This is a genomic window from Arenimonas sp., assembly GCF_022842045.1.
Classification (GTDB): domain Bacteria; phylum Pseudomonadota; class Gammaproteobacteria; order Xanthomonadales; family Xanthomonadaceae; genus Arenimonas.
This window is the reverse complement of the sequence record NZ_JALHQI010000020.1, coordinates 33827-43819: the sequence shown is the minus strand read 5'-3', so window position 1 is coordinate 43819 and position 9993 is coordinate 33827. Positions and strand designations below refer to the sequence as shown.

The 9993-nt window shown below is 69.7% G+C and carries 8 protein-coding genes; all 8 read left to right on the top strand.

Translation table 11 applies throughout. The features are described from left to right. Positions 1 to 219 precede the first annotated feature (219 nt). The 8 genes from rpsF to Q0C12_RS06360 all read left to right on the top strand — a co-directional run bounded on the left by rpsF (position 220) and on the right by Q0C12_RS06360 (position 9963). Positions 220 to 615: a 30S ribosomal protein S6 gene (gene rpsF / locus Q0C12_RS06395; protein WP_290887789.1), complete on the top strand. Its 396-nt coding sequence runs from the start codon at positions 220 to 222 to the stop codon at positions 613 to 615. 20 nt (positions 616 to 635) lie between these two features. Further along, on the top strand, positions 636 to 866 hold the full coding sequence (gene rpsR, locus Q0C12_RS06390) for a 30S ribosomal protein S18 (protein WP_034210977.1): 231 nt from the start codon (positions 636 to 638) through the stop codon (positions 864 to 866). Between the two features lie 96 nt (positions 867 to 962). Further along, positions 963 to 1412 (top strand): 50S ribosomal protein L9, encoded by a 450-nt coding sequence (gene rplI, locus Q0C12_RS06385; protein ID WP_034210978.1) that lies wholly within the window; start codon positions 963 to 965, stop codon positions 1410 to 1412. Positions 1413 to 1610: 198 nt separating this feature from the next. Next, positions 1611 to 4823: a replicative DNA helicase gene (gene dnaB, locus Q0C12_RS06380; protein ID WP_343212441.1), complete on the top strand. Its 3213-nt coding sequence runs from the start codon at positions 1611 to 1613 to the stop codon at positions 4821 to 4823. Between the two features lie 115 nt (positions 4824 to 4938). Further along, positions 4939 to 6066: an alanine racemase gene (gene alr, locus Q0C12_RS06375; protein ID WP_290887784.1), complete on the top strand. Its 1128-nt coding sequence runs from the start codon at positions 4939 to 4941 to the stop codon at positions 6064 to 6066. A gap of 94 nt (positions 6067 to 6160) precedes the next feature. Further along, positions 6161 to 7732 (top strand): cryptochrome/photolyase family protein, encoded by a 1572-nt coding sequence (locus Q0C12_RS06370; protein WP_290887781.1) that lies wholly within the window; start codon positions 6161 to 6163, stop codon positions 7730 to 7732. Between the two features lie 32 nt (positions 7733 to 7764). Beyond that, entirely contained in the window at positions 7765 to 8505 is a 741-nt protein-coding gene (locus Q0C12_RS06365) for an SDR family oxidoreductase (protein ID WP_290887779.1), read from the top strand. A gap of 9 nt (positions 8506 to 8514) precedes the next feature. Next, positions 8515 to 9963 carry a deoxyribodipyrimidine photo-lyase gene (locus Q0C12_RS06360; protein ID WP_290887777.1) on the top strand — a complete coding sequence of 483 codons (1449 nt, stop codon included), beginning with the start codon at positions 8515 to 8517 and terminating at the stop codon, positions 9961 to 9963. Positions 9964 to 9993: the final 30 nt, after the last annotated feature.

Sequence of the window (9993 nt, the reverse complement as noted above, 5' to 3'; positions counted from 1 at the left end):
GCGGCCCGGGCCCGCCTGCCCGCGCCCGGCGCCGCGCCCGCGCGCCGATAGCCGGGCCAAATCCCTTTTCCGACAGTAGCTTGCGCCTGCGCGCCGGGCTCGGGCATAATGCGCGGCTCCCCATCCCGGGGAGACCCTTGCTCCACGGCAGATGGCTCGCCATCTGAGGCCGGGGGCTGCCAGGCCGAATCACCGGCCGCATCCACAAGGAAACAACCCATGCGTCACTATGAAATCGTGTTCATGGTCCATCCGGACCAGAGCGAGCAGGTGCCGGCCATGATCGAGCGCTACAAGTCGCTGATCGAGGCCGAGGGCGGCAAGATCCACCGCCTCGAGGACTGGGGCCGCCGCCAGCTGGCCTACGCCATCGACAACCTGGTCAAGGCCCACTACGTACTGATGAACGTCGAGTGCGGCCAGAAGGAGCTCACCGAGCTCGTCGACGGCTTCCGCTTCAACGACGCCGTGCTGCGCCACATGGTCATCGCCCGCGAAGAGGCCGTCACCGAGCAGTCCCTGATCATGAAGACCAAGGACGAGAAGGGCGAGCGCCGCCCGCGCCGTGACGATGACGAAAACAGCGTTGGCACCGCCAACGACGACGCCGCCTGAGCCGAGACCGGAGACCGAACATGAGCAAGTTTTTCCGCCGCCGCAAGTTCTGCAAGTTCACGGCCGATGGCGTCAAGGAGATCGACTACAAGGATCTCAACACCCTGCGCCAGTACCTGACCGAGAACGGCAAGATCGTCCCGAGCCGCATCACGGGCACCAAGGCCAAGTACCAGCGCCAGCTGCAGACCGCGATCAAGCGCGCCCGCGAGCTCGCCCTGATCCCGTACACCGACAACCACCAGAACTGAGCCGGGGGCCCCGCCGGGGCCTTCGCTCCACCCGTCCCAACGGACAGCCAACAGTTGCGGGGCCGCGCGCCCCGCTAACGTGACGGAGCACTACCCATGAAACTGATCCTCCTGCAGAAAGTCGTGAACCTCGGCGGCCTGGGCGACCTGGTCGACGTCAAGCCGGGTTACGGCCGCAACTACCTGGTGCCGCAGGGCAAGGCCGTGCCGGCCACCCAGGCCAACATCGCCTCGTTCGAAGCCAAGCGCGCCGAGTACGAAGCCAAGGCCAACCAGGTCCTGGCCGACGCCGAAGCCCGCAAGGCCAAGCTCGAGGGCACCAGCGTCACCATCGCTGCGAACGCGTCCACCGAAGGCAAGCTCTTCGGCTCGGTCGGCCCGCGCGACGTCGCCGAGGCCTTCACCGCCGCCGGCCACAAGCTCGACAAGAGCGAAGTGGTCATGTCGGAAGGCGCGCTGCGCCGCACCGGCGAGTTCGACATCGAGGTGCGCCTGCACGCCGACGTCCACACCACGGTCAAGGTCGTCATCGAAGCCGAAGCCTGATCTTCGCTTCCCGCAACACCCCGAAGGGCGCCCCAGGGCGCCCTTCGTCTTTCCAGACCCCGGACCTGTAGGAGGGACTTCAGTCCCGACCCGTGCGCTCTGCGCACGAAAGGCTGGTGCTCGTGGCATCGCGGCAGCGCCGCCCTGCGACGATAGGGTTCGACGAAGTGGAGGCAGGATGCCGTAACGGCGCCGCCCATGGATGGGCAAGTGTCGCGGAGGGCATGGATGCCCGTGAGCGACCCGCCCTTCAATGGGCAGGACGCCGTGTTGAAGGGCGGGCGGCGAACCCTATCGTTGCTGGGCGGAGCTGCCGGGACGTCTCAAAGTACGGCGGTTCGTGCGCAAGGCGCACGGGTAGGGACTGAAGTCCCTCCCACAGGGCTGCTGTCGCAGGTTGTGAGACGGCGGGCGGGGAGGATGTGCACGGGTTATGCACAGACTTATCCGTGTCACCGCGCAGGGAGGCTCGCTAGGATGTCCGACCCGATGTTCCGCCTCCCGCTGATGCCGGTGGGCGCCTTCCTGAAGGCCGATATGTCTGCACGTTCCGAGTCCTTCCGCACCGAAGCCAAGATCGACGCCCTCCGGGTGCCGCCGCAGTCCGTGGAGGCCGAGCAGGCCGTCATCGGCGGCCTGATGCTGGCGCCCGAATCGCTCGACCGCGTCGGCGACTTCCTGACCGAGCATGACTTCTACCGGCGCGACCACCGCTTGATCTACCGCGCCATCCGCGAGCTGAGCGAGAAGAACCGTCCCTTCGACGCCGTGACCCTGGGCGAGTGGTTCGAGTCCAACAGCCTGTCCGAGCAGATAGGCGGCACCGGCTACCTGGTCGAGCTGGCGTCCAGCACCCCGTCGGCAGCCAACATCCGCGCCTACGCCGAGATCGTGCGCGAGAAGGCCGTGCTGCGGCAGCTGATCGAGGCCGGCACCGAGATCGTCAACGACGGCTTCCAGCCCGAGGGGCGCGACAGCCAGGAAGTGCTGTCGGCGGCCGAGATGAAGGTCTTCAAGATCGCCGAGCAGGGCCGCCGCGGCCGCGCCGACTTCGTCACCCTGCGCGAGGCGATGAAGGACGCGTTCCAGATCCTGCAGGAGCGCTACGAGAACCAGGGCGACGTCACCGGCCTGCCCACCGGCTTCCACGACCTCGACGAGATGACGGCCGGCCTGCAGCCTTCCGACCTGATCATCCTCGCGGCCCGCCCGGCCATGGGTAAATGCCTGAGTGCCGACGCCGAGATCGTGCTGTCGGACGGCAGCGTGGCCACCATCGAGGAGATCTGCCGCGCCCGCGGCGGGGTCATTGGCACGCTCACCGACGACCTGCGCCTGGCCCAGGCCGCGCCCTCCGACTTCGTCGACGACGGCATCAAGCCGACCTTCGAGGTCACCACGCGCCTCGGTCGCCGGGTGGAGTCCACCGCGCCGCACCCGTTCCTGACCATGGACGGCTGGAAGCCGCTGCTCGACCTCAAGCCTGGCGACTACGTGGCCGTGCCGCGGCGCCTGCCGGTGTTCGGCGACCAGCCGATGCGGGATTGCGAAGTGAGCCTGCTGGCCTACCTGATCGGCGACGGCGGCCTGACGGGGTCCAATCCGCGCTTCACCAGCACCAATCCCGAGATCACCGCCGATTTCCTCGCGGCCGTGGCAGCCTTCGGCGGCACCGTGGCCCGGCAAGTCGAAACGCGGCGCGGCTTTGCGCCGAGCTGGCGGATGTCGGCCGATTCCGGCGCGGTGGGGGTTCGCCGGGGACAGTTCGCGCAGGCGCTGGCCGGGCAGGTCGCCCGGTCCGGGCGCCCGGCGCGGTCGCTGGCGGCGGAGCTCGGCGTCAGCCCGGCCTCGGTATCGAACTGGCAGCGCGGCAAGACCGTGCCGTCGCCCGAGTTGATCGACAACCTCTGCCGGGTGCTCGAAGTGGAACCCGCGGCGCTGGGCCTGGAGGACGGCGCCTCGGCCCGCCGCAACATCGCCAACCCGCTGACGCTGTGGTTGCGCGAAATGGGACTGATGGGCCGCGACGCGCACGCCAAGCAGGTGCCAGCGCCGGTCTTCCGCCTGCCGCGCGCCCAGCTTGCGCAGTTCCTCAACCGCCTGTTCGCCACCGACGGCTGGGCCACCGTGCTGGCCTCGGGCCAGTCGCAGTTGGGCTACGCGACCGTGTCCGAACGACTTGCGCGGCAGGTCCAGCACCTGCTGCTGCGCTTCGGCGTCATCGCCAAGCTGCGCCAGCGCTGGGTTAAGTACGGCGAGTCGCGCCGGGTGTCCTGGCAGCTAGACATCACCGACGCGGCCTCCCTCCGCACCTTCATTGCCGAGGTCGGCATCCACGGCAAGCAGGCGGCGCTCGAGGCCGTCGCCACCGCGCTGGCCTCGAAGGCACCGCACCGCAACGTGGACAGCGTGCCGCCCGCAGTCTGGACGCGCATCGAGCAGGCCAAGGGCGGGATGTCCTGGGCTGAGCTGGCGCGCCGCACCGGACATGCCGACACCAACAGCCACGTGGGCGAGCGCGGCTTGTCGCGCGAGCGCCTGGCGCGCATCGCCATGGTGCTGCAGGACCCGGGTCTGGCCGCGCTGGCCAGTAGCGACGTGGTCTGGGACCGCATCGAGTCCATCGTCACCACCGGTTCGCAGCAGGTCTACGACCTGACCGTGCCGGGCACCCACAATTTCATCGCCAACGACATCTGCGTGCACAACACCACGCTGGCGCTGAACATCGCCGAGTACGGCGCGCTGAAGACCAAGAAGGCGGTCGCCGTGTTCTCGATGGAAATGTCGGCCTCCCAGCTGGCATTCCGACTCATTTCCTCCATCGGCCGGGTCAACGCCACCCGCCTGCGCACCGGCCAGCTTGAGGACGAGGACTGGTCGCGCGTGAACATGGCGATCAAGATGCTGTCGGAAGTGAAGGTGATGATCGACGACACGCCGGCGCTGTCGCCCGACGTGCTGCGCTCGAAGGCGCGCCGCATCAAGCGCGAGCACGACCTGGGCCTGATCGTGGTCGACTACCTGCAGCTGATGCAGGTGCCGGGCTCGGCCGAGAACCGCACCAACGAGATCTCGGAAATCTCGCGCTCGCTCAAGGCGCTGGCGATGGAGCTCAAGGTGCCGGTGATCGCGCTGTCGCAGCTCAACCGCGGCCTGGAATCGCGCACCGACAAGCGCCCGGTGATGTCCGACCTGCGCGAATCCGGCGCCATCGAGCAGGACGCCGACATCATCATGTTCATCTACCGCGACGACTACTACAACAAGGACTCCAACGACAAAGGCCTGGCCGAGGTCATCATCGCCAAGCAGCGTAACGGCCCGACCGGCGCGGTGAAGCTGAAGTTCTTCGGCGAGTACACCCGCTTCGACAACCTGGCCCGCGATTCGGTCGGCAGCTTCGAGTAGCCGGCGCCGTGGCTGCCGCGGAAGCGCTTTATATCTGACGCCAGTGCCACCGCGGAAGCGAAGGTCGCTTTCCCGGTGACGACGGCGCCAGGGCCAGCCAAGATACAATCCGGCCATGACCGACACCGCCCGCCCGACCCGCATCTGCGTCGACCTGGACGCGCTCACGCATAACCTTCGGGTGCTGCGGGCTGCGGCCGGTGTTCCGGTGATGGGCGTGGTGAAGGCCAATGCCTACGGCCACGGCCTGGTGCCGGTGGCGCGGCACCTGCAGGCGCAGGGCATCGAGCAGCTCGGCGTGGCCTTCCTCGAAGAGGGCGTGGCCTTGCGTCGCGCAGGCATCACCCTGCCGATCCTGGTGATGGGCGGCATCTTCGGGCCGCAGGCGGCTGAGCTGATCCGCGAAGACCTCGAGATCACCGTCTCCTCGATCGACAAGCTGCGCCAGGTCGAGGCGGCGGCCGAGGCGCTGGGCCGGAAGGCCACCATCCATCTCAAGATCGACACCGGGATGGAGCGCATCGGCGTGCACAGCTATCGCGCCGGGCCCTTCATCGAAGCGGCGGTGGCCTCGCGCTGGTGCACGGTCAAGGGCGTGTACTCGCACCTGGCCTGCTCCGACGAGCCGGACTCGCCGATGACCGCGCAGCAGCTCGAACGCTTCCTCGAGGCCTGCGCCCACTTCGACCGCCTCGGCGTGCCGATGCCGATCCGGCACCTGGCCAATTCGGGCGGCGTGCTGAACTTCCCGGATACCTGCCTGGACCTGGTTCGCCCGGGCATCGCGCTCTACGGCGTGCTGCCCGACCCGGACTCGCGCACGGCCCTGGACCTGCGGCCGGTGATGTCGCTGGTCTCGCAGGTGGTCTACTTCAAGGTGGTGCCGGCGGGGCAGCCGGTGAGTTATGGCGCGACCTGGGCGCCGAAGGTGGACACCCGAATGGTGACCATCCCGATCGGCTACGGCGATGGCTTCCCGCGGTCACTGTCCTCGCGCGGCGAGGTGCTGGTGCGCGGTCGCCGCCTGCCGATCGCCGGGCGCATCTGCATGGACCAGTTCATGGCCGACCTCGGGCCGGGCGGCACCGGCTACAACGAGGACGAGGTGGTGCTGATCGGCCGCCAGGACGGCCAGGCGATCCGCTGCGAGGACGTGGCGCGGGCGGCCGGCACCATTCCCTACGAAATCCTGGTGGGCCTGAACACGCGCATCCCCCGCGAATACCTGGGCGGGGACCTGTAGGAGGGACTTCAGTCCCGAAGCTTTCCAGCGCAAGCGCTTCGGGACTGAAGTCCCTCCTACATTTCCTGCACGGGGCAGGGGACAGACTTCCGCCATGGCCCTACAACTCCGCAATCTGGTCCTGGTCCTCGGTGACCAGCTCGACGCCGACTCGGCGGTGTTCGACGACTTCGACCCGGCCCGTGATGCGGTCTGGATGGCCGAGGTCGCGCACGAGGCGACCCAGGTCTGGAGCACCAAGCCGCGCATCGCCATCTTCCTGGCCGCCATGCGCCAGTTCCGCGAGGCCCTTCGGGCGCGCGGGTACACCGTGCACTACCTCGCACTCGACGAGCACGCGCACCCGGACCTCGAATCCGCACTGGCCGCCGACCTCGCCGCGCTGAAGCCGGCCAAGCTGCTGGCCGTGCGGCCCGGCGAGTGGCGGCTGGCGCAGTCGCTGCCCAAGGTGTGCGAGGCCGCGGGCGTGCGCTGGATCGAGCGCCCGGACCGGCACTTCTACTGCGACGACGATGATTTCGCCGACTGGGCCGGCAAGCGCAAGGAATACCGCCTCGAATTCTTCTACCGCTGGCTGCGCAAGCGCGAAGGCGTGCTGATGCAGGACGGCGAACCGGTCGGTGGCCAATGGAACTTCGACCACGACAACCGAGGCCGTTTCGACAAGCGCGGGCCGGGGCTGCTGCCGGCGCCGCGCGCCTTCGCGCCGGACGAGACCACGCGGCGCGTGCTGGCGCTGGTCAACGAACGCTTCGCCGCGCATCCGGGCCGGCTCGACGGCTTCGACTGGCCGCTGACGGCGGCGCAGGCGCAGGCGGCGCTGGACGACTTCATCGCGCACCGGCTGCCGCTGTTCGGCCGCTACCAGGATGCGATGTGGGAGGGCGAGCCCTGGCTCTACCACTCGCGGCTGTCGGCGGCGATGAACCTCAAGTTGCTGCCGCCGCGCGCGGTCGTGGCGGCGGCGGAGCAGGCGTACCGCGATGGCCATGCGCCCATCGAAGCGGTAGAGGGTTTCATCCGGCAGGTGATGGGCTGGCGCGAATTCGTGCGTGGCGTCTACTGGCAGCGCATGCCGGGCTTCCTCGAGGAAAACGCCCTGGGCGCCGAGGCGCCGCTGCCGGACTTCTACTGGACCGGCGACACCGACATGGCCTGCCTGCGCGATGCGCTGCGGCAGACGCTTGACCTCGGCTACGCCCACCACATCCAGCGCCTGATGGTCACCGGCCTGTTCGCGCTGCTGCTGGGCGTGCGGCCGCGCGAGGTGCACGAATGGTACCTGGCGGTCTACGTGGATGCGGTGGAGTGGGTGGAACTTCCGAACGTGCTGGGCATGAGCCAGTACGCCGACGACGGCCGCATGACCAGCAAGCCCTACGCCGCCTCGGGCGCGTACCTCCAGAAGATGTCGAACCACTGCGCCGGCTGCCGCTTCAAGCCCGGCGTGGCGGTGGGCGAACAGGCCTGCCCGTTCACCACGCTGTACTGGGATTTCCTGGCCCGGCACGAGGCGAAGTTCGCCCGCCATCCGCGCACGGCGCTGCAGTGGAAGAACCTCGCGCGCAAGCCAGCGGCCGAGGTGGCGGCGATCCGGGCCCAGGCGCAGGCCCTGCGTGCGGCGCTGGCGCCGGATTCACGGTCGAAACACGGGGTGGACGGGTAGGGTGCGTGGGCTGACTTCCTGACGGGACACCCATGAAAACCTGCCTGATCACCGGCGCCTCCGGCGGCGTCGCCACTGCCCTGGCCGCGCAGCTGCGGGACGCCGGCTGGCGCCTGGCGCTGGCCTCCCGTCGCGCCGACGAACTCGCGTTGTCCGAGGGTGAGCTCGCCATCGTCGCCGACGTCGCCACCGAGGACGGCGCCGAAGCCGCCGTCGCCCGCGCCACCGAGGCCTTCGGCCAGGTCCCCGACGCGGTGGCGCATTGCGCCGGCGCCATCCTGATCGCGCCGATCGGCCGCACCACCGAGGCGCAGTACCGCGCCTGCCTGGCCGCCAACCTCGACAGCGCCTTCTTCGTCGCCAAGGCCTACGCGCCGCGGGTGCAGAAGGCGCCGGCGCCGGGCGCGCTGCTGTTCTTCAGCTCGGTGGCGGCCGGCATCGGCGTCGCCAACCACGCGGCCATCGCCATGGCCAAGGGCGGCGTCGAAGCCCTGGTGCGCTCGCTGGCCGCCGATTTCTCCGGCGCCGGCCTGCGGGTGAATGCGATCGCGCCGGGCCTGATGCGTACGCCCGCCACCGAACGCATGCTGTCGAACGAGGCCGCCGCGAAGGCCATCGCCGGCCAGTACCCGCTCGGCCGCCACGGCGAGGCGGAGGACGCGGCCGCGCTCGGCGCATTCCTGCTGTCGGATGCCGCGGGCTGGATCAGCGGCCAGGTGATTGGCCTCGACGGCGGCTTCCAGGCGGTGCGACCCTACGTCAAGACCGCCTGAGTCCGCGCCATGGCCCATGCCCTGATCTGGTTCCGCCGCGACCTGCGGCTGGACGACAACCCGGCCTTGCAGGCCGCGCTGCGCGCGGGGCAGGCGCCCGTCTGCATTTATATCCACGCGCCGGAGGAAGAGGCGCCGTGGGCGCCGGGCGCCGCCACGCATGCCTGGCTGCATCGCTCGCTGCTGGCGCTGGACGCCGACCTGCGCGCGCGCGGTTCGCGGCTGGTGATCCGGCGCGGCGACAGCCTGGCCGAACTCGAGAAGCTCATCGCCGAAACCCAGGCCGAGGCCCTGCACTGGAACCGCCTGTATGAACCGGCCTCGATCGCCCGCGACACCCGGATCAAGCAGGGCCTGAAGTCCCGCGGCCTCACCGTGGAAAGCCACAACGCCGCGCTGCTGGTCGAGCCCTGGACGGTGCAGACCGGCGGCGGCGACCCCTACCGGGTGTTCACGCCGTTCTGGAAGAACGCGCGCCAGCGCCTGGACCCGCAGGCCCCGCCCGCCGCGCCCGCGCGCCTGCCCGAGCCGCCGCCGCGGCTGGCGGGCCTGGACGTCGCCGACCTGAAGCTGGAGCCGCGCGCGCCCGAGCCGCGCTGGGACGTCGGCTTCTGGGAGCACTGGCAGCCGGGCGAAGCCGGCGCAGCCGAGCTGCTCGATGCCTTCCTCGACGGCGCCGCCACCGGCTACAAGGAGCAGCGCAACTACCCGGACCGCATCGCCACCTCGAAGCTGTCGCCGCACCTGCACTTCGGCGAGATCTCGCCGCGTCGCATCGTCGCCACGGTGCTGGCGCGGCGCTGGCCGGCGGCGGTGCAGCCCGACGTCGACCATTTCCTGAGCGAGCTGGGCTGGCGCGAATTCAGCCACCACTTGCTGTTCCACTTCCCGCACACGGCCAACGAGAACCTCAACCCGAAGTTCAAGGAGTTCCGCTGGGCGAAGCCGGACGCCGCGCACCTGCACGCCTGGCAGCGCGGCCGCACCGGCGTGCCGATCGTGGACGCCGGCATGCGCGAGCTCTGGCACACCGGCTGGATGCACAACCGCCTGCGGATGGTGGTGGCCAGCTTCCTGACCAAGAACCTGCGCTACCACTGGCTGCACGGTGCGCGCTGGTTCTGGGACACGCTGGTCGATGCCGACCTGCCCAACAACACCCAGGGCTGGCAGTGGACCGCCGGCACCGGCGCCGACGCCGCGCCGTACTTCCGCATCTTCAGCCCGATCGCCCAGGCCGAGAAGTTCGACCCGGCCGGCAAGTACATCCGCCGCTGGGTACCGGAGCTGGCGAAACTGCCCGATTCCGCGCTCGCGGCGCCGTGGGAGCAGCCGGCCCTGCTGCGGCAGCTGGCCCCGGATTACCCGGCCCGGCCCATCGTGGATCTCAAGGCCAGCCGCGAGGCCGCGCTCGAGGCCTACTCCGGTCCCAAGGCCAAGCCGCCCGCTGAGCGTTGACGCCCGCGCGCCGCAGGCGGCATCCTGCCC